General features: G+C 61.8%; 22 protein-coding genes. 13 read left to right on the plus strand and 9 right to left on the minus strand.

Features of this window, described 5'->3' with window-relative positions:
- Positions 1-22: 22 nt before the first annotated feature.
- From QM780_RS11570 to QM780_RS11585, 4 genes are all read right to left on the minus strand, one after another.
- Complete coding sequence (locus QM780_RS11570; protein WP_415070620.1) at positions 23-1495, minus strand: FAD-binding oxidoreductase; 1473 nt, start codon at positions 1493-1495, stop codon at positions 23-25.
- 152 nt (positions 1496-1647) lie between these two features.
- Entirely contained in the window at positions 1648-2100 is a 453-nt protein-coding gene (locus QM780_RS11575; RefSeq protein WP_415070621.1) for a hypothetical protein, read from the minus strand.
- A 125-nt stretch (positions 2101-2225) separates the two neighbouring features.
- Positions 2226-3608 carry a glutamate--cysteine ligase gene (locus QM780_RS11580; RefSeq protein ID WP_415070622.1) on the minus strand — a complete coding sequence of 461 codons (1383 nt, stop codon included), beginning with the start codon at positions 3606-3608 and terminating at the stop codon, positions 2226-2228.
- Between the two features lie 105 nt (positions 3609-3713).
- Positions 3714-4463: a 16S rRNA (uracil(1498)-N(3))-methyltransferase gene (locus QM780_RS11585; RefSeq protein WP_415070623.1), complete on the minus strand. Its 750-nt coding sequence runs from the start codon at positions 4461-4463 to the stop codon at positions 3714-3716.
- Positions 4464-4583: 120 nt separating this feature from the next.
- Here QM780_RS11585 and ubiA point away from each other — a divergent pair, with 120 nt between their 5' ends.
- The 3 genes from ubiA (at position 4584) to QM780_RS11600 (ending at position 7887) form a co-directional block, all read left to right on the plus strand.
- Positions 4584-5546 carry a 4-hydroxybenzoate octaprenyltransferase gene (gene ubiA / locus QM780_RS11590; RefSeq protein WP_415072025.1) on the plus strand — a complete coding sequence of 321 codons (963 nt, stop codon included), beginning with the start codon at positions 4584-4586 and terminating at the stop codon, positions 5544-5546.
- A gap of 275 nt (positions 5547-5821) precedes the next feature.
- On the plus strand, positions 5822-6079 hold the full coding sequence (locus tag QM780_RS11595) for a DUF4170 domain-containing protein (protein ID WP_415070624.1): 258 nt from the start codon (positions 5822-5824) through the stop codon (positions 6077-6079).
- A complete protein-coding gene (locus tag QM780_RS11600; protein WP_415070625.1) occupies positions 6076-7887 on the plus strand; it encodes an ABC transporter ATP-binding protein in 1812 nt (603 codons plus the stop codon). Before QM780_RS11595 ends, QM780_RS11600 begins: the two co-directional genes overlap by 4 nt.
- 2 nt (positions 7888-7889) lie before the next feature.
- Here the strand turns inward: QM780_RS11600 and QM780_RS11605 are convergent, their stop codons facing one another.
- Positions 7890-8630, minus strand: a complete 741-nt coding sequence (locus QM780_RS11605) for a fused DSP-PTPase phosphatase/NAD kinase-like protein (protein WP_415070626.1) — start codon at positions 8628-8630, stop codon at positions 7890-7892.
- Positions 8631-8861: 231 nt separating this feature from the next.
- Between QM780_RS11605 and QM780_RS11610 the strand changes: the two genes are divergently transcribed.
- Together QM780_RS11610 and lpxK are read left to right on the plus strand one after the other, a co-directional pair.
- Positions 8862-10865: a glycosyltransferase N-terminal domain-containing protein gene (locus QM780_RS11610; RefSeq protein ID WP_415070627.1), complete on the plus strand. Its 2004-nt coding sequence runs from the start codon at positions 8862-8864 to the stop codon at positions 10863-10865.
- Positions 10866-10868: 3 nt separating this feature from the next.
- On the plus strand, positions 10869-11897 hold the full coding sequence (gene lpxK, locus QM780_RS11615; protein WP_415070628.1) for a tetraacyldisaccharide 4'-kinase: 1029 nt from the start codon (positions 10869-10871) through the stop codon (positions 11895-11897).
- Between the two features lie 49 nt (positions 11898-11946).
- On the opposite strand, the gene QM780_RS11620 is transcribed toward lpxK, so the two are convergent.
- Both QM780_RS11620 and xseA read right to left on the minus strand, forming a co-directional pair.
- On the minus strand, positions 11947-12192 hold the full coding sequence (locus QM780_RS11620; RefSeq protein WP_415070629.1) for a DUF2093 domain-containing protein: 246 nt from the start codon (positions 12190-12192) through the stop codon (positions 11947-11949).
- A 92-nt stretch (positions 12193-12284) separates the two neighbouring features.
- Positions 12285-13754, minus strand: a complete 1470-nt coding sequence (xseA, locus tag QM780_RS11625; protein ID WP_415072026.1) for an exodeoxyribonuclease VII large subunit — start codon at positions 13752-13754, stop codon at positions 12285-12287.
- A 101-nt stretch (positions 13755-13855) separates the two neighbouring features.
- Here xseA and purD point away from each other — a divergent pair, with 101 nt between their 5' ends.
- Genes purD through QM780_RS11640 form a run of 3 tightly spaced genes read left to right on the plus strand, consistent with a single transcriptional unit; the run spans position 13856 to position 16883 of the window.
- Complete coding sequence (purD, locus tag QM780_RS11630) at positions 13856-15133, plus strand: phosphoribosylamine--glycine ligase (RefSeq protein WP_415070630.1); 1278 nt, start codon at positions 13856-13858, stop codon at positions 15131-15133.
- A gap of 25 nt (positions 15134-15158) precedes the next feature.
- On the plus strand, positions 15159-16151 hold the full coding sequence (locus tag QM780_RS11635) for a patatin-like phospholipase family protein (RefSeq protein ID WP_415070631.1): 993 nt from the start codon (positions 15159-15161) through the stop codon (positions 16149-16151).
- A 54-nt stretch (positions 16152-16205) separates the two neighbouring features.
- Entirely contained in the window at positions 16206-16883 is a 678-nt protein-coding gene (locus QM780_RS11640) for a GNAT family N-acetyltransferase (protein WP_415070632.1), read from the plus strand.
- A 32-nt stretch (positions 16884-16915) separates the two neighbouring features.
- Here QM780_RS11640 and QM780_RS11645 read toward each other — a convergent pair whose 3' ends face one another.
- Complete coding sequence (locus QM780_RS11645; protein WP_415070633.1) at positions 16916-17377, minus strand: nucleoside deaminase; 462 nt, start codon at positions 17375-17377, stop codon at positions 16916-16918.
- Positions 17378-17477: 100 nt separating this feature from the next.
- Between QM780_RS11645 and QM780_RS11650 the strand changes: the two genes are divergently transcribed.
- Together QM780_RS11650 and rsmD are read left to right on the plus strand one after the other, a co-directional pair.
- Complete coding sequence (locus tag QM780_RS11650; RefSeq protein ID WP_415070634.1) at positions 17478-18275, plus strand: pseudouridine synthase; 798 nt, start codon at positions 17478-17480, stop codon at positions 18273-18275.
- The gene (rsmD, locus tag QM780_RS11655) at positions 18272-18832 is read left to right on the plus strand and encodes a 16S rRNA (guanine(966)-N(2))-methyltransferase RsmD (RefSeq protein WP_415070635.1); all 561 of its coding nucleotides are present in this window, start codon (positions 18272-18274) and stop codon (positions 18830-18832) included. Before QM780_RS11650 ends, rsmD begins: the two co-directional genes overlap by 4 nt.
- Here rsmD and QM780_RS11660 read toward each other — a convergent pair.
- The gene (locus tag QM780_RS11660) at positions 18790-20073 is read right to left on the minus strand and encodes a sugar MFS transporter (protein ID WP_415070636.1); all 1284 of its coding nucleotides are present in this window, start codon (positions 20071-20073) and stop codon (positions 18790-18792) included. The genes rsmD and QM780_RS11660 overlap by 43 nt on opposite strands.
- A gap of 371 nt (positions 20074-20444) precedes the next feature.
- Between QM780_RS11660 and QM780_RS11665 the strand changes: the two genes are divergently transcribed.
- The 3 genes from QM780_RS11665 to QM780_RS11675 all read left to right on the plus strand — a co-directional run bounded on the left by QM780_RS11665 (position 20445) and on the right by QM780_RS11675 (position 22921).
- Complete coding sequence (locus tag QM780_RS11665) at positions 20445-20717, plus strand: hypothetical protein (RefSeq protein ID WP_415070637.1); 273 nt, start codon at positions 20445-20447, stop codon at positions 20715-20717.
- A 154-nt stretch (positions 20718-20871) separates the two neighbouring features.
- Complete coding sequence (gene bfr, locus QM780_RS11670) at positions 20872-21363, plus strand: bacterioferritin (protein ID WP_415070638.1); 492 nt, start codon at positions 20872-20874, stop codon at positions 21361-21363.
- 202 nt (positions 21364-21565) lie between these two features.
- A complete protein-coding gene (locus QM780_RS11675) occupies positions 21566-22921 on the plus strand; it encodes a glucose-6-phosphate isomerase (protein ID WP_415070639.1) in 1356 nt (451 codons plus the stop codon).
- Positions 22922-22940: the final 19 nt, after the last annotated feature.

Here is a 22940-nt window from a genome sequence, read left to right on the forward strand (position 1 = left end):
TTCGGTCACGGCCAGTTGTCTCCTAGGCGGCCTCGGGCGCGCTGGCGGCGTTACCGGCACGCATGACGTCGGTGTAGGCAAGTGGAAAGACCTTCGCCTGATTGAGCCGCCACGTCGGGTCGAACACGGTTTTGATGCGCATCTGCACCATCAGGTCGGTCTCGGAGAACTGCGTCGCCATCAGCTCGCGCTTTTCGATGCCGACGCCGTGTTCGCCTGTCAGGCAGCCGCCGAGCTCGACACAAAGCTTCAGAATGGCTTCACCCGCGAGTTCGGCGCGTTCGGCTTCATCCGGATTGTTGGCATCATAAAGGACAAGTGGGTGCAGATTGCCGTCGCCGGCGTGGAAGATGTTGGCGACCTTCAATCCGTATTCGGCGCAAATCTGGCTTATGCGGGTCAACGCGTGCGGAAGCTGCGCCAACGGAATGGTGCCGTCCATGCAGAGGTAATCGGCGACGCGGCCGATGGCGCCGAACGCTGCTTTGCGGCCTGCCCAGATGCGGGCGCTTTGATCGGGATCGGAGCTGATTTTGACGGTTTTCGGATCGAAGCGGGCGGCGATTTCGGCGACGCGGCCAAGAAGAATACCGATTTCGCTTTCGGAGCCTTCGACCTCTACGATCAGCAGGGCTTCGACATCGAGCGGATAGCCGGCGCCTGCGAACGCTTCGCAAACCTCGATGGCGGCGCGGTCCATGTATTCGATGGCGACGGGGATGATGCCGGCGGCGATGATGGCCGAAACACAGCTTCCCGCCGCTTCCGGCGAACGGAAGCCGATCATCATCGGACGGGCGCCTTCGGGCGAGGGAACGAGCTTCACGGTTGCTTCCGTTACGACGCCGAGCTGGCCTTCGGAACCGATGACGAGGCTCAGCAGATCATAGCCGTTGCGTTCGAGCGAGGAGCCGCCGATTTCGACGATCGTGCCGTCGATAAGGACCATCTTGACGCCGAGCACGTTGTGGGTGGTGACGCCGTACTTGAGGCAGTGGGCGCCGCCGGAGTTCATCGCGATATTGCCGGCGAGAGAGCAGGCGAGCTGCGAGGAAGGATCAGGCGCATAAAAGAAGCCTTCTTTGGCGACCTGCGCGGTGATCTGGAGATTGGTGATGCCGGCTTCGACGCGGGCGATGCGGTTCGGCGCGTCGATCTCGATGACGCGGTTCATTTTCGAGACGCAAAGGACAAGCGCGTCTTCGGTCGGCAACGAGCCGCCGCACAGCGACGTGCCTGCGCCGCGCGGGACGACCTTGATGTCGTTCTCGTGGCAATACTTCAGGATCTTGGAGACTTCTTCCGTCGTGCGCGGAAGAACGACGAGCATCGGCATACGACGGTAGGCGGTGAAGGCGTCGGTTTCGTACGCGCGCCGGCCTTCTTCATCGAGAATGAGGAGATCCTTGCCGACGCGGGCTTTCAAACCCTCGATCAGGATAGGAAGGCGCCGGATGACGCCGGCATCGGGCTCGGGTAGCTCGATATGCGGCATCGTCGTTGCTCTCCAGGCCAGAAATCTGCTGCCGTCTCGGGATGGCGGCGACCGCCATGTCCAAACCGCGCAACGACAGCGTTAAGCATCCTCGCACGGGTGCCCGCGACCGGCAATATGGCCGAGAGGCCCGGACCACAGGCTAGGTGTCTTCAGCGAAAACGAGTCCAGCGCAGCGGACCGCCGAGCCAGCGCGGACCTGCCGGATCGTGGAAATCCTGATTGCGGAATTCGCGGAAATTGCGTCCAGGTCCCCTTTCGGGACCAGGACCGCCCCCACCACCCGCATCCGGCGGCGCCCGCATTTCAGGCGGACCTCTGCGGTCGCGGTCGCGATCGCGGAATTCCCGGGGTTCGCGGTCTTCGCGTGCTCCGCGGTTGAAGCGGCCGGCGGCGAAGCACTGTGAGATACATGCCTGCAGCTGGGCATCGCAACGCGGCGTAAACAACAGCTTTGCCGCCATGCGACAGGCGTTGTGCTGAGAACGGCAAGCAATGGCACAGGGGTCGGCGAGTGCCGGGCTTACGGCCACGGCGAAGAGGATCCCGACGGCTAAAAGCGCCGCAAGGCTCGACTTCGTCGATGCCAATAAAGCCTGAGACACGTACCGCCTCCTCATCCCGGGCCTTGGCGCTCGGCGGCTGAGCATAGGAAAACGCGGAAGGCTAGTGAGCGGACCATGAACGCTCGCTGAACCGCATGGTGCCCGGAGCGCGGGCCAGCGCTCCATCAGAACGCAAACTCCTCGAAAATATGGTCAATGTTCCTTTGCCATTCGCCGGAATAACGGCGGAGCAGTTCGTCGGAGACCGTCTGGCCGTTGCCGGCAATTTTTTCCAGCGGCGCCAGATAGATCGTCTCGTCCTGATTCATCGCATTGATGCGGCGGCGGTTTTTGAGGCCAGCGCGCGAAATGCGGAGTGCGCGTCTTGCCAATGTTCTGACTGTCTCGGAGCGGAAGGGTGTCGCCAGCGCTGTTTCAGGGACGGCCTTGCGCAACTCTTCGCGTTCCTCTTGGGTCCAATCCCGGATCATCTCCCAGGCATGATCGAGCGCTTCTTCGTCGTAGAGGATTCCGGTCCAGAACGCGGGCAACGCCGTGATCGAACCCCAGCGTCCACCGTCAGCGCCACGCATTTCTAAAAAGCGTTTGAGGCGGACTTCCGGAAAAAGTGTGGTGAGATGGTCGGCCCAATCGTCGACGGTCGGCAGCTGGCCTTCGAAGCCGACAAGGCGGCCCGCCATGAAGTCGCGGAACGAGGAACCAGCAACATCGATATAGTTGCCGTCGCGATAGACGAAGTACATCGGCACATCGAGCGCATAATCGACGTAGCGCTCATATCCCATGCCATCCTCGAAGGCGAAGGGAAGCATTCCGGTGCGGCGCTTGTCGGTATCGAGCCAGACGGCGCTGCGCATGGACTGGAAGCCGTTCGGCTTGCCTTCGGTGAAGGGCGAGGAGGCGAACAGCGCTGTCGCGATGGGCTGAAGCGCCAGGGAGACCCTCAGCTTTTTCACCATGTCGGCTTCTGACGCGAAGTCGAGATTCACCTGGATCGTCGCCGTCCGGTACATCATGTCGAGGCCGTGGTGGCCGACCGTCGGCATGTAGCGCGTCATTACCTGATAACGCTTCTTCGGCATGTGCGGGATTTCGTCGAGCCGCCACTTCGGCGAGAAGCCGACGCCGAGAAATCCAATCGCTAAATCTTCGCCGACATCGAGAACCTCGCGCAGGTGCTCGTCAGTTTCGGCGGCCGTCTCGTGCAGGGTTTCGAGAGGCTCACCCGAAAGCTCGAACTGACCGCCGGGCTCGAGGCTGATGGTGCCGCCCTTTTCGCCAGCGGGGCGCTTCAAGGCGATGACGTTGTCGCCTTCGTTGATGGCAACCCAGCCGTAGCGGCGGATCAGCTCTTCCATCAGGGCGCGGATGCCGTCCGAGCCTCCATAAGGAACCGGATCGAGCGTCACGGTGCGGAAGACGAACTTCTCGTGCTCGGTGCCGATGCGCCAATCGGCCTTGGGCTTCTCGCCCGCCGCGATCCAGCGCACGAGATCCTCGCGCGTCTCGACCGTCGCGCTTGCTGCACCCTGTTCTCGTGTCGACATGCCCGAGCGGCCTAGCCTCCCCTGTCCTGACGCGAGGTGACGCCCGCGGCTTCAGCCTTATGGCGGGGAGGACGGGGAACGGCAATAGGTTCGCTGACGGCGTGCTTAGTTGCTGCGGCGCCAGTCGCCAACGGTCGCGTTGACAAGGGCCAACACGGCGACGGCGGCGGTATCGGCGCGCATGATTCTCGGCCCCAGCGACAAATGCGTCACGAATGTCTTGCCGATAAGCCGTTCGCGCTCGCGTGGCGAAAAACCGCCTTCGGGGCCGACGAGAACCGCCAACGGTCCCGCCCCAAGTTTTTCCAATGTGGCAATGGGATCGGCGCCCTCGTGCGCCTCGTCGCAAAAGACGATGCGGCGGCTTTGCTCCCAGTCGTCCAGGACGTCATCAAGCTTTGTCGGGGCTTCAACCTCGGGGACGCGAAGGATGCCGCACTGCTCAGCCGCCTCGATGACGTTGGCGCGCATGCGGTCGCTGTTAACCCTCTCAGCGATGGTGCGATCCGTGATGACGGGTCGCAGGCGCGCGACGCCCATTTCGGTGGCCTTCTGGACCATATAGTCGAGCCGCGATCGCTTCAGCGGCGCGAATAGATAGTCGATATCGGGGCCCCATTCCTGCGGACGCGTCAGGCTTTCTATACTGAGCGCGGCGCCGCGCTTGTGGGTTTCAGCAAGCGTTGCAAGCCATTCGCCGTCACGGCCATTGAAAACCAGAAGCTTGGCGCCGGGTTTCAGCCGCAGCACCGCCGTCAGATAATGGGCCTGGGGCGGCGGCAGGTCGACGCGGCTTCCGGCAGCGAGATCGTCGCCGATAAACAAACGTTCTGAGGTCAGGTCGCGAATTGCCATGCTGCGGTCTTATCGGAGCCGTGGCGGCAGTCAAATCAGCCGCTCCGGGATGGTGTTATTGCTTCCGAAAGCGAGGCCGGATAGGTCTGTCGGCAAGCGCAAGGAGAACTGTATTTGACGATGGGTGCGGAGATTTCGCCCAAGGCTCCAACAAGTGTTGCCGATGCATTGCCGTCGAACTGGGTCGATCGATGGGCCCCGGCGGCGTGGCGGCCGTATCTCAGAATCGGCCGCTTCGATCGCCCGATCGGCTCCTGGCTTCTGCTTTTTCCGTGCTGGTGGTCGCAGGCGCTCGCACAGATGAATTCCGGCGATCATTATCCGGACCCCTTCTATCTTCTGCTGTTCGCGATCGGCGCGATGGCCATGCGGGCGTCGGGCTGCGCCTATAACGATTATGTCGATCGCGACATCGATGCGCGCGTGCAGCGGACCCAGAGCCGGCCGCTTCCGTCGGGACAAATCTCACCGCAGGCAGCGCTGGCGTTTGTCGTCATCATGGCGCTGATCGGCCTTGCGGTGCTGATCAATTTCAACAGCTTCACGATCTGGCTGGCGATTTCGTCGCTCGTGATCGTTGCGGTTTATCCGTTCGCGAAGCGGATAACGGCCTATCCGCAAATCGTTCTCGGTCTGGCGTTCAACTGGGGCGCTCTCGTCGGATGGGCGGCGATCAAGGGATCGCTCGGGCTGCCGGCGCTCGCGCTCTATGCCGGCTGCGTGTTTTGGACCGTCGGCTACGATACGATCTACGCGCACCAGGACAGAGAAGACGATGCACTTTTGGGGCTGGGGTCCACGGCGCTCCGGTTCGGCGACGACACCGTTTCCTTTGTCGGCGGCATGTATGCGCTGGCAGGCGTGATGTGGATCATCGCCGGAGCGCTGGCCGGCGCGCATCTTGTCTACTTCCTGGCCGTGGTGCTGGTTTTTCTGCAGATGTCCTGGCAGGTTGCGACGCTCGACATCAACGATCCGATGAATTGCCTTTGGCGCTTCAAGTCAAATCGCGACGTCGGATTTGCGCTGCTCGCCGGGCTCGCCGCCGACATGGCCCTGTCGTGGTTCGCGGGTCTCAGCTGAACGCGTGCAATAAATAGATCGGCGCGAGAAAGACATCTCGCGCCGCGCTATTCGGCCTCACTGTCGACTTTTTCGAGCCGCTTGGAGCGGACATTGAGGCCCCAATATGTCGGAATTTTCTTCCGATCGGCTTAAGAAATAGCGTAAACAAACACTTATCGCGATCCGCAGGTGTTGTTCCGGCAGGAGGGACCGTTTGCGCCGTTGACGGTTCGACTGCGACGCAGGAAAAAAACCTTTCCCGGGAATTAACGTTCAGGAGACGAAAGCCGTCCATGCCCACATCTTCGCCCGAGTCTGCACCTCAGCTTCTGCATCTCGTGTTCGGCGGCGAACTCAAGGCCCTCGATGGCCAGGAATTTCGCGAACCTGACAGCCTGGACGTCGTCGGCATCTTTCCCGATTATCCGTCGGCATATGCGGCCTGGAAGAATGCTGCACAGCGTTCGGTCGACAACGCCATGATGCGCTATTTCGTGGTGCCGCTGCACCGTTTCCTGGATTTCTCGAAACCGATAACGTCGACGACGTGACGGATATTCGGAAGAAAGCTGAAAAGAAGCCGCGTCCGCGTCTCAGGCTTGATGCGGCTTCGCGTGCGCTGCTCGCGCGCTTCGTGCGCGATTGGGTATGGCCGCGACGATGGCAGCTCGCCTGGACCCTGCTTCTGACGACATGCCTTGCGGCCGTCACGGGCAGCTATCCGGGCGTCATCAAGAAGTCGTTCGATCTGCTCATGGGCGGCTTGCCCGGCGCTCTGCCATACGTTCTGGTCGCGATTATCGGGATCACGTTGACGCGTGCAGCGCTGCTGTACCTGCAGGCCGTGGCCACCAGCCGGTTCATCCTGCGAATGACGTCGGACATGCAGAAGCTTGCGTTCCGGCATCTCGTCAACGCGGATTTCGCACGGCTTTCGCGTGAGACGCCCGGCCGCCTGATGTCTCGGCTCACGAACGACATCGGCTTCATTCAAAACGCCATGACGGCGGCGCTCAACTCGATCTTCCGAGACACGTTTTCGGTGATCGCGCTGGTGATCGCGATGCTTTATCTCGATTGGCAGATGACGCTGATCGTGCTCGGCGTCTACCCGCTTGCGGCCATTCCCGTCGCCTCGATCAGCCAGCGACTGCGCCGTGTCGCCAAGCAAACGCAGAGCGGCCTCGGCGACATGACATCGCTGCTGACCGAGAAGCTGTCCGGTGCGCGGCTGATCAAGTCGTTTCAGCTCGAGAACTACGCGGCCGACAGGCTCGATAACATGTTCGAGCAAATCTATAAGCTGCGGATGAAATCGGTCAGCACGCGGGCGCGGATGGATCCGATCCTCGAAGTGCTCGGCGGCATCGCCATCGCTGGCGTCGTCGGCTTCGCCTACCTGCGCATTTCGAAAGGCATATCGACCGTCGGCGACTTCATGGGATTCGTGACCGCGCTGTTGATGGCGGCGCAGCCGATCCGCGCACTCGGCAATCTCGCGGGCCGTTTGCAAGAAGGCCTGGCAGCAGCCGAAAGCTTCTACGGCCTGCTCGACGAGATGCCATCGATCACGGACAGGCCCGGCGCAAAAGCGCTGGCTATCTCGGCAGGCGAGATCTCGTTTCGCAACGTTTCGTTCGCGTACGATCGGACGACCGAAGAGCGGGCGGTGCATTCCTTTACGCTTGATGTGCCCGGCGGATCGACGGTGGCGCTGGTCGGGCGTTCGGGCGCCGGAAAATCGACGATCATCAATCTCGTCCCAAGGCTTTTCGACGCCACCGAGGGACAGATCCTGATCGACGGCCAGAACGTCGTAGACGTCAGCCTCAAATCGTTGCGCGATCAGGTCGCGATCGTCAGCCAGGACATCACTTTGTTCGACGATACCATTGAAGCCAACATTAGGCTGGGGCGGCTGGATGCGAACGAGGCCGAGATTATCGAAGCGGCGAAAGCGGCGGCGGCGCATGACTTCATCATGGCGCTGCCGAGCGGTTATAAGACCATCATCGGTGATCGCGGCAGCCGGCTTTCGGGCGGGCAGCGCCAGCGCGTGGCACTGGCTCGCGCCATTCTGAAAGACGCGCCGATCCTCTTGCTCGACGAGGCGACGAGCGCGCTCGACAACGAGAGCGAGCAGCTCGTGCAGGAAGCATTGGCGAAATTCACGCGAACGCGGACGACGCTCGTCATCGCGCATCGCCTTTCGACGGTGCAGAACGCCGATATCATTTGCGTGATGGATGGCGGCCGCATCGTCGAACGGGGAAAGCATTCAGACCTGATCGCGCGCAACGGGTCCTATGCGCGTCTCAGCCGGTCGGCCCAGGGCCCGCAACAGATGATTGCCAGCTGAGCCTATTCGCGGCGAAGGATGCCGTTGACGAGCCGGTTGGCCCAGCCACGCGACTTGAAGGACTCATTCACTTCTTGCGCGCGGTAGACCGTCTGAATCCACTCCCAGAAGCCGACGCCGGTCTTTGCCTCCGCTTCGAGGTAGCGGTCGAAAACAGCGTCGATGACGCCGGTATCGGCGCTTTTGACGTGTCCGTAACGAAATGACAATTGCCGGACCGCCTCGCGAATCGGCACGCCGTCGTGGAGGTGGAGCACCATGACGCTCATAAGCCCGGCGCGATCGGAGCCCGACTTGCAGTGGATGAGGATTGGAAATTCGACCTTTTCCACAAGCTCTTTGATCGATCGAAATTCCGCGCGGGTGGGAGCCGCCCGGGATCGCAACCGCAGATCAGCCAACGCTATTCCGTGCCGAGCGCACGCCTGCTGCTCAAGCCAGCGGGTACCGAACGTCTGTTCAGGTCCGCGGAGGTTTACGACCGTTTTGATCCCGCGTTTCGCCGCCCAGGCAATATGGTGCGGCGCGGGCTGGGCAGAGCGCCAGACATCTTTCGATATACGATGACGATTGTTGTAAAGTATCCGAACGATGCCGTAATCGATGAATAGCATCTCGGCGTAGCAGAGGCTCGGCGCGAGGCGCGAGCGCAGCCACGGCGGCGAGGTGTGCACTACACTGTGCAAAAGCGCGCCAGTCGAACGGCGTAATTCACGTTTGGCTTGCTTCAGAGGGCTTGCCATCAGGAGTTGTCTCGATGCCCGCGGATAGCTGGTAGCCCTTCTTTCACTGTCATTTAAGGACGGATAGGCTGTTCATCTTACGTTACAAAACGCCCCCAAAACGCCACGCCCCATCGCGATTGAACTTGCTAGTTATTCGCTATAGCTACGTGCTGCAAGGGGCTTGAAGATACAAGAGCTTCGCCGCGCACAGTCTTCTCCCCCACTTCTATTCGAGGCACTTCCTACCGCATGGCAACATTCAAGAAAAAGCTTATGCGGCTCGGCGGTCGAACGGCCGCACACATGATCGGATTCGTGGCCCACTCCTCTAAAATCGTCCGTGAACCGCCCGATCTGATGGACCGGCTGCGCGATGCGCACCCTTGCATCGCGGCATGCTGGCACGGCCAGTTCATGATGGTTTCGACTCTCAGGCCGGAAAATGTCAAAATTTCCGCCATGGTCGCACGGCACGGGGATGCCGAGATCATCGGCGAAACGCTTAGTGCAATCGGCGTACAGCTTATTCGCGGCGCAGGCGCGGGCCATCGCAAGAAGGATCGTGGCGGGGCGTCAGCGCTTCGAGCGGGGTTACAAGCGCTTTCCAACGGCTCGTCCGTCGTCATGACGGCCGATGTGCCGCCGGGACCGGCGCGCGTCGCAGGGGCCGGAATTATCGCCATGGCACGAATGTCCGGTCGTCCGATCGTGCCGATTGCCATTGCGACGAATCGGTTCGCATCATTCGATACATGGAGCAGACTGACGATTAACCTGCCTTATTCCCGGTTGGCAGCGGTCGTCGGCGATCCTATCACTGTCTCGAGCACGGCCGACGCCAAGGAACTCGAATCCAAGCGGCTAGAACTCGAGACTGCGCTCAATGCAGCGACCCTTAGGGCTTATGAACTCGCGGGGGCAGATATTACACGGGCGACGCCACTCGACGTCCTGGCAGCAGACACACCTCCGGCGCCGGGATTAGCGCTCAAGACTTATCGCCTCGGGACCGCGGCATTGAGACCTGCCGTGCCGCTGCTGCTCAACATGCGCGGCAAACAAGGAAAAGAGGATGCGAGCCGGCGGGGCGAGCGTCTCGGCTTTGCAGGACGGCCGCGACCGGAGGGGCAGGTCGTGTGGATGCACGCTGCAAGCGTCGGCGAGACGAATGCCGTCCTTCCGCTGATCGACAGCATTCTCGGCGCCAATCCGCACGTCAACATTCTGCTCACCACTGGAACGAGGACTTCAGCGGAAATTGCCGCTCGCCGGTTGCCCGCAAGAGCCGTGCACCAATATGTTCCGCTCGACGTACCGCAATACGTGCAGCGCTTCCTGGATCATTGGAAGCCGTCGCTGGCGATCTTCACGGAATCGGATATCTGGCCTAATCTCATTCTGGGCACGTCGGAGCGGCGCATTCCACTCGTTCTCGTCAACGCGCGCATGTCACCGCGCAGCATCAGGCGCTGGCGCAAATATGCGGGTGTCGGACGGCCGCTGTTTTCGCGTTTCGCCGCGGTGCTGGCGCAGAACTCGCAGATCGCGCGCGCCGTCAAATGGCTCGGAGCGCCGAACGTCATCACGTCGGGAAACCTGAAGATCGATTCACCGCCGCCACCGATCAACGCCGAAACGCTTGCTTCGCTTAGAAACGCAGTCGGCCAACGGCCCTTGTTCCTGGCGGCGAGCACGCATCCCGGCGAAGATACGATGATCGCGGCCGCGCATTCTCTCATCCGCAATCAAATCGACGGTCTGCTGACGATCATCGTGCCGCGACATCCCGAACGCGGCAGCGGCCTTGCCGCGACGCTCGGCGGACTGGGGCTCAGGACGCAGCTTCGCACGCGCTCGTGGACGCCCGATGCCGATACCGAAATCTACGTCGCCGATACGATCGGCGAACTCGGCACCTTCTATTCGATCTCTCCCGTGGCGCTGGTGGGCGGATCGCTGGTCGAGCACGGCGGACAAAACCCGATCGAGGCGGTGCGGCTCGGCTCCTGCGTTCTGACCGGGCCGTTCGTACATAACTTCAAGGACGCGTATTCCGCTCTGTTCCGCGAAGGTGGCGCGGTCGAAGTGCGTTCGTCAGACGACATCGCGAAGCAGGTCACGCTACTGCTCGAAGACCAATCGGCAGCAAAGCGGATGCGGAGCGGCGCGGACGAAGCGTTGAAATCGCTCGGCGGGGCGCTTGCCAAAACGCTGGGCGCCATCCAGCCGCTGCTCGAAAAGCAGCGAGCCTGAACCGTGCCGGCCTCCGAACCCAGCTGGTGGTACGGGCGAGGCGCATCATGGCAAGCCATTCTTTTATCGCCCGCCGCAGCATTGTTCGCAGCGATCGCGAGCCGCCGCATATCGAAGGCACGACCCTATCGTTCGCGACTGCCGGTCATTTGCGTCGGGAATTTCACGGCGGGCGGATCGGGGAAAACGCCGCTTGCGATCCTGGTCGGTAAGCTCGTCGCGGATGCTGGGCGCGAACCCTGGTTTCTGTCGCGCGGCTATGGCGGCAAGCTGCAAGGACCGGTTCGCGTCGTCGCGGCGCGGCATTCGGCAAGCGATGTCGGAGACGAACCCCTACTGCTCGCCCGCACTTTCTCCACGGTCGTCGCGCGCGAGCGATGCGCAGGCGCCAAAGCCATCGAGAAAATGGCTCCTGATGACGCGGTCATCATCATGGACGATGGCCTGCAGAACCCTACGCTTCATAAGGATCTTACCATCGCTGCCGTCGATCGATCGCGTGGCTTCGGCAACGGGCGCGTCATTCCCGCCGGTCCGCTGAGGGCGCCACTCTCGGTGCAGGCGCCGCTGGTGCAATTGATCGTGTTGACGGGAAAACGTTCAAACCCCGAAAGCGCGATCCTTGAGAGAATCCGCCTGCTGACGTCTGCTCCGATCATCTCGTCCGAGACGAAGGCTGAAGCCGGGGCCATCAGGTTTCGCGGACGCAAGGTGCTGGCGTTTGCGGGCATCGCCAACCCAGAGCGTTTTTTCGCGATGCTCGGCGAGCTTGGTGCCGACGTCGCCGAAAAGCGAACGTTTGCCGACCACCATCAATTCACGGATGCAGAAGCCCGCCAGCTCCTCGAAACGTCGGAACGGATCGGCGCCACGCTCGTTACGACGGAAAAAGATCTCGCTCGGCTTTCCGGCGAAGCGGGTCACTGCGCCGATTTGAAAAGGCGTTCGCAGGCGCTGGCGATCGAAATGGCGATTGAAGGCGATGGGCTCGAGGTTTTGCGGTCTTCGGTGCTTCAGGCCACAGCGCGTTGAGACGACTTTCGCACGGATCATTGCCGATGGCTGGAGCGATGCAACGTTCTCAGCCGCTTTGGGCTTGGTCCTTTTCCTTGGCTTTGAGCTCAAGGTAACGCTTCGCCGATATTTCGGCCGACGCATAGGCTTCCTGGGCGTCGACGCTCCAATAGCGCAGGTCGGGCAAGGTGATCGGCTGGCCCGTTACCGCGCAACGCACAAAATCGCCGGGCGAGAGGACTTCGAATTCGCCGTCCAGATAGCGGATTTTCGCTTCGTTGCGCAGGCCAAAAAATTTCTCGATCCGATTCATCTGCTTCCGAGCCGTTGCTCTCCTTTTATGGCCGGATCATCTGCGATCTGATCGTCCAGCCTGACGCGAACCTACAATCTACCTCATGCGTATCAAAATAGTGAGCCTTGTCCGCCTCGGCCACTCGGCTTTTGGCGCGGCGTTTTACCTCCTCGGCCTTCCGTGTTCGGCGCGTCGGCGGTGCTGCCGGTTGTCTTCGGGCCGTTTACCGTCGCACCGATGCTGCCGTCGGAAAACTCAACGTCGATGATGGCGCCGGCCGAGACGGAGGCCGAATGGCGCACCATGCGGCCCGTCTCATCGCGTACGAGCGCGAAGCCGCGCGCCAGAACATTTTGATAGCCCAATGACTTGAGCAGCGCGGTTTTACCGTCGAGAACCCGGCGGCTGACAGCCACGCGATTGAGCAAGGCACGGCCCGCGCGCCGCTCCAAAACATCGAGCCGCTCGCGACATCTGGAATGCTTCTGAACTATTGGTCCCGGCGTCAAGCGGCCGCCGATCCGCGCCAGCCGTGTTGCATGGACGCTGGTGTTCGCAAGGAGCGCTCGCGACAGCCGGCGGTCGACGGCGTCGAAGCGCTGCCTCGGCAGTGCGACAAGATCCTGCAGCTTCGGCAAGCCACGCGAGGATGCCTTCAGATGCGTTCGCACGCTTTCGAGCACGCGACGCACCGCGGTTCGTTTGCGCAACATCAGCTTTTCGACGTTTTCGATCAGCTCGGAATATTTCGGCACCGCCCATTCGGCGGCTTTCGTCGGCGTCGGCGCGCGGGCATCGGCAACGAGATCGATCAAGGTCCAATCGGTTTCATGGCCGACGGCGGAGATCAGCGGGATCCGGCTTTCGGAGACCGCGCGAACGACGATTTCTTCGTTGAAGCTCCAGAGATCCTCCAGGCTGCCGCCGCCGCGAGCGACGATCAGAACGTCGGGCCGCGGGATTGCGCCCTCCGCGCCGAGCGCGTTGAAGCCGCGAATGGCAGCGGCGACCTCGGCGGCGCTGCCCTCGCCCTGCACGCGTACGGGCCAGAGCAAAACCCGCGTGGGAAATCGTTCGTTGAAGCCGTGGAGCATATCGCGGATGACGGCGCCGGTCGGCGACGTCACGATGCCGACGATCTTGGGCAGAAACGGACGCTGCTTCTTGCGACCTTCGTCGAACAGCCCTTCGGCGGCGAACTTGCGTTTACGCTCTTCGAGCAGCGCCATCAGCGCGCCGACGCCGGCAGGTTCGAGAGCCTCGATAACGATCTGATATTTCGATGAGCCGGGAAAGCTCGTGATCTTTCCCTGGGCGATCACTTCCATGCCCTCTTCGGGCTTGAAGCGGAGGCGGCTGAACGAGCCTTTCCAGATGACGGCTTCGATCTTGGCCTTATCGTCTTTCAAGGCAAAATAGCAGTGACCCGAGGCGTGGGGTCCGCGATAGCCGGAAATCTCGCCGCGCAAGCGCACGTAGCCGAAGTTGTCCTCGAGCGCGCGCTTGATTGCGCCGGACAGCTCGGACACCGAAAATTCCGGGGCATTGGCGCCAGGACGGCCCTGGCCTGTGTTTGGAATGGAATTCAAGAGTTTACTGTTCTCTTTCGCGGTCTTGCTTGTTTCGCGGCCGATGCTACACGGGATGCTACACTGAGACCCGGAATGCAACAGGCGACCTGATGAACGTTCTACTCCTCGGCTCCGGCGGCCGCGAGCATGCGCTTGCGTGGGCCCTGAGTGCGAGCCCTCTCCTGACAAAGCTTTTCTGCGCGCCGGGAAATGCCGGTATCGCCGAAATAGCTCAATGCGTTCCTCTCGATGCCGCCAATCACGACGCCATCATCGAATTCTGCCGCGACGAACGCATCGGGCTCGTGATGATCGGACCGGAAGCGCCACTGGTCGCCGGGTTGGGCGATGCGCTCGGCGATGCCGGAATCCGTTATTTCGGGCCGACCAAAAGCGCGGCGCAATTGGAAGGTTCGAAAGGCTTTACCAAGGATCTTTGCCGCAAGGCCGGAATTCCAACAGCGGCATATGGCCGATTCATGGACCGCGAGGCGGCCAGAACGTATCTCGCCTCGCAAAGCATTCCCATCGTCATCAAGGCCGACGGGCTGGCGGCCGGCAAGGGCGTCATCATCGCGGAGACGCGCGCGGACGCCGAAGCGGCGATCGACGCGTGCCTGTCTGGCGCATTCGGGACGGCGGGTGCGGAAATGGTCATCGAGGAATTTCTATCCGGAGAAGAAGCGAGTTTCTTTGCGCTGTGCGATGGCGTCGACGCGCTGCCGCTGGCGTCGGCACAAGATCACAAACGCGTCGGCGACGGCGACACCGGCCCCAACACGGGCGGTATGGGTGCCTATTCACCGGCGCCGGTCATGACAGACGACATGACCGACCGCGTGATGGACGAGATCATTTATCCGACAGTGAAAGAGATGGCGGCGCGCGGCACGCCGTTCAAGGGCGTACTGTTCGCCGGACTGATGATCACGGCGACGGGGCCGAAGCTGATCGAATACAACGTGCGCTTCGGCGATCCTGAAACGCAAGTCTTGATGATGCGGCTGAAGTCCGATCTGCTTTCGGCGCTGCTCGCGACAGCCGATGGCGTGCTGCGCAATTTCAACGTTCGCTGGAGCGATGACGCTGCATTGACCGTGGTCATGGCCGCCAACGGTTATCCCGGCACACCTCAGAAAGGAACCGAGATCAAGGGACTTGAGCTTGCGAAAGCCGTTCCCAATGTCGAAATCTTTCATGCCGGGACGCGCCGGGACGGCAATCGCATTCTCGCCGACGGCGGGCGCGTCTTGAACGTGACGGGACGCGGCAAGACGGTGAAGGAAGCGCGCGAGGCTGCCTACGCGGCGATTGCGAAGATCGACTGGCCGGGCGGTTTTTACCGGACGGACATCGGCTGGCGCGCCTTGGAGCGGGAAAACACTTGATCGGGATCATCGGATAGCGCGGCGCATGGCTGAGGGAGTTTCCCCACCTTCATCGACCAACGGCCGGCTGCCGGCGCGGCAACCGACCATCGGGCTGGCGCTTGGCGGCGGCGGCGCGCGCGGCCTCGCCCACATTGCCATGCTCGAAGCTTTCGACGAGTTGGGCGTCAAGCCGAGCGTGATCGCGGGAACGTCGATCGGGGCGCTGTATGGGGCGGCCTACGCGTCGGGCATTTCAGGCCGCGACCTGCGCGAACACACACGCTACATTCTTTCGCAGCGGTTCGGGCTCATTCGCGACCTTTTCGTCCGCAGGGCGCAGCCGTTCTCGCAGTTTCTGAGCCTCTTCGGCGCGCGCAACGCCATTCTCGATCCGCTGGCCGTTCTCGACATGATCCTGCCGACCGAGGTGAAGGAGACGTTCGAGGCCTGTGAAATTCCGCTGAAGATCGTCGCCTCCGATTTCTACGACCAGGAACAGAAGGTGTTCAGCGAAGGCGGCCTGCGCATGGCGGTCGCGGCGAGCATGGCGCTGCCGGTGATCTTTCAGCCGGTCATACAGGAAGGACGCGCACTGATCGACGGCGGGCTGACGAACCCCCTCCCCTTCGATCTGTTGCTGCCGGAAACCGACATCGTCGTTGCGATCGACGTTTCCGGCGCGCCCGTGCCCGATCCGAGACGCGTGGCGCCGACCGCATTCTCGGCGCTGTTTTCGAGCGCATTTCTGTTTGAACGGACGATCATCAAAGAGAAGCTCAAGACGCGGCAGCCGGACATTCTGATCTACTCGGGAACGAGCCAGTTTCAGGTTCTCGATTTCCTGAAGTGCGACGACATTCTGTCGGCGGCCGAGCCCGCGAAAGAGCGTTTGAAACAGCAGCTTTCACGGGTTTTGTCGGTGGAGACGCTTCCGGTGCTGGACGTGCCGCACGTCGAGCCGAAGGTGGTGGCGCCGCCCAAGCCAAAAAAGCGGAGGCTGCTGCCCAGGCCGCGCAAGACACGCGAGCACGACTAGACGCGACTGGCAATTGCTGCGAAATTTCCGCGGTCGCCGGGAGCCGACAAAGTAATGACCGCCTCCGCACCAGAGAAATCGCTGCCCATCGGCGTTATTGGAGCAAGCAGTCCTGCTGGCAACCATACGCTTGACCATATCGCAGCCAACAGCTTCGACGTTTACCAAGCGAATGCGGCAGACGCGCCCTCGATTATCGATCTCATGTCAGAGGCGTTCCTCAACGATCCCACTTGGTCCTGGGCGTTTCCCGATCCCGCAGTTCGACGTCAGTGGTGGACGTTCTGCATCATCGAGGCGCTTCGGTATCCGGCGACGTTCAGAACGCAAGACTTCGAGACCGCTTCCGTGTGGATCCCACCCTCGTGCGGAGAGTTTTCGGACGAGGGTGCAGAGAGCGTTCCCGGAAAACTAGCGGATCTCGTTGGTCCCCGGGCATCGGAGGTGATGGAACTCCTGCACCGTTTCGGGCAGGCGCATCCGAGTGAAGAACCTCACTACTACCTCAGCCTGCTCGGCACGCGCGCCAACTATCGAGGACGCGGCATTGGCATGGCGCTCCTTAGAGAGAATCTCGCTCGCATAGATGCCGAACACATGCCGGCTTATCTGGAATCTAGCAATCCGGGTAACAATCATCGCTACCAATCGGTCGGGTTCATGCCGATCGCCTCTTTCCAAGCTCCCGGCGATGGACCCGTCGTGACCGGCATGTGGCGGGCGGCTCAATAACGAAAAAAGGCGGTGGCGACACTGCGGTTTGCTCAAGCGCGGCGGGCGGCGAAGAAGTCTTTCAGGAGTGCGCCAGCTTCGGTCTCGCCGATGCCGGGATAGATTTCGGGGACGTGGTGGCACGTCGGCTGGCTGAAGATGCGTGCGCCCTGCTCGACACCTCCGCCCTTCGGGTCGCTTGCGGCGTAGTATAGCCGCTTGATGCGTGCGAACGAGATCGCCGCCGCGCACATCGGGCAAGGCTCCAGCGTGACGTAAAGGCTGCATCCGACCAGACGTTCGTCGGATAATTCGGCGCAGGCGGCGCGGATGACCAGGATTTCGGCGTGCGCGGTCGGATCGTTCAGCTCGCGGGTGCGATTGCCAGTGCTCGCCAGGATGCGGCCATCCGCCGACACGATGACCGCGCCGATCGGCACTTCGCCGCGCGCCTGAGCAGCTTCCGCTTCGGAAAGCGCTCGCGCCATATGGCTTCGGGCGTCCTTCGATGTCATAAGCTCGCTTCGCTCCTCAAGCCCCAATCCAAAGATGCCGAAACCACAACGATCCAAAACACCAGAGGCGGCCGCGCCCACTTCAATCCAAGGTGAACCCATGCGTATCGCAAAAGCGATGGCGCGCGCAGGGCTTTGCTCGCGCCGGGAGGCGGAGCGCTGGATCGCCGACGGCCGGGTCAGCGTCAACGGCAAGCTTCTGAAGACGCCCGCCGTCGAGGTGAAGCCCGGTGACAAGGTGATCGTCGACGGCAAGCCGCTGCCGTCCGCCGAGCCGCCGCAGCTCTGGCGTTACCACAAGCCGAAGGGCGTCGTCACGACGCATTCTGATCCGCAAGGCCGCCCGACGGTGTTCGAAAAGCTACCGCCGGAAATGCCGCGCGTGATTTCCATCGGTCGGCTCGATTTCAATACGGAAGGGCTGCTGCTCTTAACCAACGATGGGGCGCTGGCGCGGCATCTGGAACTCCCGGCCAACGGCTGGGTGCGCCGTTACCGAGCACGCGCGAAAGGCCGCGTTTCGCCGGACGATCTCGCGAAGCTCAAGGACGGCATCACCATCGACGGCGTCAACTATGGGCCGGTCGAAGCGAAGGTCGATAGCGTTCAGGGCGCCAATACGTGGCTGACGATCGCGATCAGCGAGGGCAAGAACCGCGAAGTGCGCAACGTGCTTTCGCATCTCGGTTTGACGGTGAACCGGCTGATCCGCGTTTCGTTCGGGCCGTTCCAGCTTCTCGATCTGCAGCCGGGAGCCGTCGAAGCGGTGCGGCGGAAGGTGCTCGTCGCGCAGCTTGGGCCGAAGGCGGCGCAGGCGCTTGGCCTTTCGGAAAGCCCCGAGGAGCGCAAAGTGCGCCAGGCCGGCGGGAAAGCCGTGCACAAGGCGGACGATAAATGAGGGTTGTCGCCGGACGGTTTCGCGGCCGCGCTTTGCAGGTGCCGGACGACATGAGCATTCGGCCGACGTCGGACCGCGTGCGCGAGAGCCTGTTCAACATTCTAGCGCACGGCGTTGAAGGCTTTTCGCTCAATGGTGCGCGCGTCATCGATCTTTTCGCCGGGACGGGCGCGCTCGGGATCGAAGCGGTGTCGCGCGGCGCGGCGTACTGCCTGTTCGTCGAGGACGCGCCGGAAGCGCGGGCGCTGATCCGCAAGAACGTTGAAGCGTTGGGATTGACAGGCGAGACGCGCATCTTCCGGCGCGATGCGACCGATCTTGGTCCCGCCGGCAACATGGAGCCCTACGATCTGGCGTTTCTCGATCCGCCCTACGGCAAAGGGCTGGGCGAGAAAGCGCTTGCGGTGCTGGCTGAGGGCAAGTGGCTGTCGCCGGGCGCGATCGCCGTGCTGGAAGAGAGGGCGGGAACAGCGGTCGCGATTCCAGCCGCGTTCGAACTGCTCGACACTCGTGCCTATGGCGATACCGAGATCAGGTTCCTGCGCCTCGCGGCATAGCCCGTCAGGCCATAAAACAGAATGTAGAGATAGCTCGGCACGGCGAGCAACGCATAGGCGAGTTGGAAATCGACGCGCTCTTTCAACAGCCCGAAGGCATACGGCATGAGCGCACCGCCCGCGATTGCCATGATCAGCAGCGCCGAACCCGTCTCCGTGTGCCGTCCGAGGCCGCGGATCGCGAGCGGAAAGATCGCGGGCCACATCATGGCGTTGGCGAAGCCGAGACTGGCGATGAAAGCGACGGACGTCTTGCCCGTCGTCAGATAGGCGCCGATGGTCAGCAAAACACCAAGGGCGGCGGACAGCGCGAGATAACTCTGCTGGGAGATGAAGCGCGGGATGACGAACAGGCCGGCGACGTAGCCGATCAGCATCGCCGTCAGCGTGTAGGACGTGAAAAATCGCGTTGCGGAAACGGGCAAGCCGAAGCCCGCGCCGTAGAGGCCGATCGCATCGCCCGCCATCACCTCGACGCCGACATAGAGAAACAGGCAGACGACACCGAGCCACAAATGCGGCGCGGCAAAGATGCTCGGGATTTCAGCGGCCGAGCCCGGCGTCTCCGATGGTCGGATGTCTGGAAGTTTCGAGCGCGCGATCCAAACGCCGAGCAATGCCAGCAAACCCGCCATCAGCAGATACGGCCAATGCACGCGCGCGGCGAAGGCGTCGAGCAGCGCTTCGCGCGCCTCGGCGGTCGGCGCATTGGCGACGGCGGTATCGAAATTTTCGACACCCTTCAGCACGAGCGCCGCAAACACGAATGGGGCGATGACGCCCGCGAACTTGTGGCAGATGCCCATCACCGCGATGCGCCGGGCGGCGCTTTCGTGCGGACCCAAAATGCAAACGTAAGGGTTCGACGCGGTCTGCAAGAGCGCGAGGCCCGCTCCAGTCACGAACAAGCCGGTGAGCGCGCCGGGGTAGTCGCGCATGGTTGTGAATTGGCCGAACAGCACGGAGCCTAGCGCCATCACGAAAAGCCCGATGGCCATGCCCTGTTTCATGCCGGTTCGGCGCAGGATCGCCGAAGCCGGCAGCGCCAGGAAGAAATAGGACAGGTAGAAGGCCATAGGGACGAGGAAGGCGTTGACGTCGTCGAGGGTGAACGCCAGCTTCACGAACGTGATGAGCGGGCCGTTCAGCCACGTCACGAAGCCGAAAATGAAGAACAGGACGCCGATGGCGACGATGCCGTTTGGTCCGCCGGTGGGTGTCGTCGGTGGCGCGTTGCTCACATCGTGTTCCCTGAGGTCATTTCCGCATGGCCATGGTGCGTCAACACCAAGGGCCCGGAATGCCCCTCTCCCTCCCCCCGGAGGCTACCTGAAAATCCACGAAAAGCGACGCGCTGCCGCAAGTGAACGTGTCAAAAAGTCGGCATTTTCCACGCCAAGGCTTTTGATTTTTCTCAAGGTCCGTACTATGTCGAATAATCGAAAAGGAATGACTTGACGAAAGTATACTTTTTCGGAAAACATAAGCTCGATAACCCGACTGGGTATCCGATGCCGGGGCCTTGAACCCCGTTTGATTGGAGCCGCAATTGATCGTTTGTTCGTGCGCCGTAATCACTGATCGCGACATTGATGTTGCGGTTTCGGAAATCATGAGCACCGGCCCGGGCATTTTGCCAACGCCGGGCGTGGTTTTCCGCCATCTTAACAAGAAGATGAACTGCTGCCGCTGCGCGCCCGTGACGGTTTCGGCAATCTATGCCGCCATGGACCGGCTGGAACGTTCGACGCGGGTTTGCCCGTTCGCCCTCGCCGAAGCCCGGGCTCGACTCGTCCGGATCGAGGAACGGCGTGAGCGCCGGCAGCGCCGCGTAGATGCAGAAATTGCGGAACGCCGGGCTCAGCGCCGCCGCCAGGTCGCCTAACCTTCTGGAAAATATTGTGATCTTCGTAGGATGCGGGAAAACTCGCAAGCCTCTGGTTAAACGCGTTCTAATCCGCTAGTTGTCTACTTTAGAATGTTTCTGGATTTCCAGGTCAGACGCATTCGCAGACAAACATTCGGCTTGGAGCGGTGCCATGAAAGGCAATACGGACGTCATCACCCGTCTCAACGAGGCACTGAAACTCGAGCTCGGCGCCATCAACCAGTATTGGTTGCATTATCGCCTTCTCGACAACTGGGGATTTAAGAAGCTCGCCAAGAAAGAGCGCAAGGAATCGATCGAAGAGATGGAGCACGCGGATCGCCTGATCGACCGCATCATTTTCCTCGACGGCCACCCCAACCTGCAGCACGTCGCGCCGCTCATGATCGGCGAGAACCTCAAGGAAGTGCTGGAGTGCGATCTCAAGGGTGAGAACATCGCCCGCGATCATTACAAGAAGTCGCGCGAGATCTGCCGCGACGTCGGCGATTACGTGACGATGATGCTGTTCGAGGACCTTCTGAAGGACGAAGAAGGCCACATCGATTTCCTCGAGACGCAGCTCGATTTGCTCTCGAAGATCGGCATCGAGAACTACGGCCAGCTCAACGCCGAGAGCGCCAACGACTCCGACGATCACTGAGTCCGTGCAATGTCATCCTCGGGCTTGGCCTGAGGATGACATTATCGGGCACAGCGTTCTGCCTGACGTGAAAAAGCGCGATTTGCGGTCCGTGCGCCGCTGACAAAACCCCTCTCCCAGCAATGGCCACTTGGCGCCCTTGGCCCGTCATCCGAAATGGGCTAGGCGGAACGGGACAAGAGCAGGGAGCGTTGAAGCGGCCATGCAGGACGGGCAACGGCACGGCGGGACTATGTTTCAGCAGAGCATCGAGGGATGCCTCGAAGGCGCGATCGGCCAGTATGGTCTGACGCCTTCAACCTACGAAACGTGGCTCGGCAAGATGGGGCCGCACGTCGAAAGCCTGAAGGGCGATTATCTTGACGGCTCCCTCGCGCTTCTGCGCATCGCCGACGACAATCAGGACATCTCCGACGCGGAAACGGCGCTGGCGAAGCTCAGCGAAGGGGCCAAGACGCTGGTTTTCTTCGGCACCGGCGGATCGAGCCTTGGCGGAGAAACGCTGGCGCAATTCGCAGGATGGAACATCTCGGGCGTTTCGCTTCCCGGACAAAGCAACCGTCCGCGTACGCGCTTTTATGCCAACCTTGACGGCGGCACGTTGCAAAGCGTGCTGGAAAGCCTCGATCTGCCGAGCACACGGTTTATCGTCACGTCGAAGTCGGGCGGTACGGCGGAAACGCTGGCGCAGGCGATCGCGACTTTGACGGCGGTGAAGGCCGCGGGCCTCGAAGCGCAGATCCCAAAACTGTTCTTGGGCATCACCGAGCCCGACAAGCCGGGCAAGTCGAATGGTCTGCGCACGCTATTCGCGAAATTCGGAATTCCGATGCTTGAACATCATACCGGCATCGGCGGACGGTTCTCGTGCCTGACGAACGTCGGGCTGATGCCGGCGATTGCGCGCGGGCTCGATGCGCGCGCCATCCGCGCGGGCGCTAAAAGCGTGATCGATGCCCTGCTCGCCGCCAAGTCGGCAAAGGATTTCGCGCCGGCGGTGGGGGCCGCGACCGCTATCGCACTGTCGAAGGAGAAAGGCATCGGCACGCTCGTGATGATGCCGTATGCCGACCGGCTCGGACGTCTTTCCGCGTGGTTCGTGCAGCTCTGGGCCGAGAGTCTCGGCAAGAATGGCGAGGGCACGACGCCGATCGGCGCGCTCGGGCCGCTCGACCAGCACAGCCAGCTGCAGCTTTTCATGGACGGCCCGCGCGACCATTACCTGACGATCCTGCGGGTCGCGAGCGAGGGCACCGGCCCCAGCATCGATCCGGAACTGGCGCGAATCGCCGGCGCAGCCATGCTTGGCGGCCACACCATCGGCGATATCGTTTCCGCACAATCTCATGCTCTGCCCGAGGCTTTGGCCCAGGCCGGGCGGCCGGTGCGAACAATCGACATTGCAAAACTCGACGAAAAGACCATCGGCGCCCTGCTGATGCACTTTATGATCGAAACGATTCTCGCAGGACGGCTGCTGGGCATCGATCCGTTCGACCAGCCCGGCGTCGAGCTTGCGAAAATCCTGACGAGAGAGCGCCTCGCGAAAGGCGCTTAGGCGCTTTTCGACGGGGGAA

The organism is Hyphomicrobium sp. (genome assembly GCF_047600905.1).
Classification (GTDB): domain Bacteria; phylum Pseudomonadota; class Alphaproteobacteria; order Rhizobiales; family Hyphomicrobiaceae; genus Hyphomicrobium_B.

Excerpts from the sequence above, each read along its gene's own strand:
- QM780_RS11570 (WP_415070620.1), bottom strand. The coding sequence starts at position 1,495 with ATGCCGCATATCGAGCTACCCGAGCCCGATGCCGGCGTCATCCGGCGC.
- QM780_RS11580 (WP_415070622.1), bottom strand. The coding sequence starts at position 3,608 with ATGTCGACACGAGAACAGGGTGCAGCAAGCGCGACGGTCGAGACGCGC.
- QM780_RS11585 (WP_415070623.1), bottom strand. The coding sequence starts at position 4,463 with ATGGCAATTCGCGACCTGACCTCAGAACGTTTGTTTATCGGCGACGAT.
- ubiA (WP_415072025.1), top strand. The coding sequence starts at position 4,584 with ATGGGTGCGGAGATTTCGCCCAAGGCTCCAACAAGTGTTGCCGATGCA.
- QM780_RS11595 (WP_415070624.1), top strand. The coding sequence starts at position 5,822 with ATGCCCACATCTTCGCCCGAGTCTGCACCTCAGCTTCTGCATCTCGTG.
- QM780_RS11605 (WP_415070626.1), bottom strand. The coding sequence starts at position 8,630 with ATGGCAAGCCCTCTGAAGCAAGCCAAACGTGAATTACGCCGTTCGACT.
- QM780_RS11610 (WP_415070627.1), top strand. The coding sequence starts at position 8,862 with ATGGCAACATTCAAGAAAAAGCTTATGCGGCTCGGCGGTCGAACGGCC.
- QM780_RS11620 (WP_415070629.1), bottom strand. The coding sequence starts at position 12,192 with ATGAATCGGATCGAGAAATTTTTTGGCCTGCGCAACGAAGCGAAAATC.
- purD (WP_415070630.1), top strand. The coding sequence starts at position 13,856 with ATGAACGTTCTACTCCTCGGCTCCGGCGGCCGCGAGCATGCGCTTGCG.
- QM780_RS11635 (WP_415070631.1), top strand. The coding sequence starts at position 15,159 with ATGGCTGAGGGAGTTTCCCCACCTTCATCGACCAACGGCCGGCTGCCG.
- QM780_RS11640 (WP_415070632.1), top strand. The coding sequence starts at position 16,206 with ATGACCGCCTCCGCACCAGAGAAATCGCTGCCCATCGGCGTTATTGGA.
- QM780_RS11645 (WP_415070633.1), bottom strand. The coding sequence starts at position 17,377 with ATGACATCGAAGGACGCCCGAAGCCATATGGCGCGAGCGCTTTCCGAA.
- QM780_RS11650 (WP_415070634.1), top strand. The coding sequence starts at position 17,478 with ATGCGTATCGCAAAAGCGATGGCGCGCGCAGGGCTTTGCTCGCGCCGG.
- rsmD (WP_415070635.1), top strand. The coding sequence starts at position 18,272 with ATGAGGGTTGTCGCCGGACGGTTTCGCGGCCGCGCTTTGCAGGTGCCG.
- QM780_RS11665 (WP_415070637.1), top strand. The coding sequence starts at position 20,445 with ATGAGCACCGGCCCGGGCATTTTGCCAACGCCGGGCGTGGTTTTCCGC.
- bfr (WP_415070638.1), top strand. The coding sequence starts at position 20,872 with ATGAAAGGCAATACGGACGTCATCACCCGTCTCAACGAGGCACTGAAA.
- QM780_RS11675 (WP_415070639.1), top strand. The coding sequence starts at position 21,566 with ATGCAGGACGGGCAACGGCACGGCGGGACTATGTTTCAGCAGAGCATC.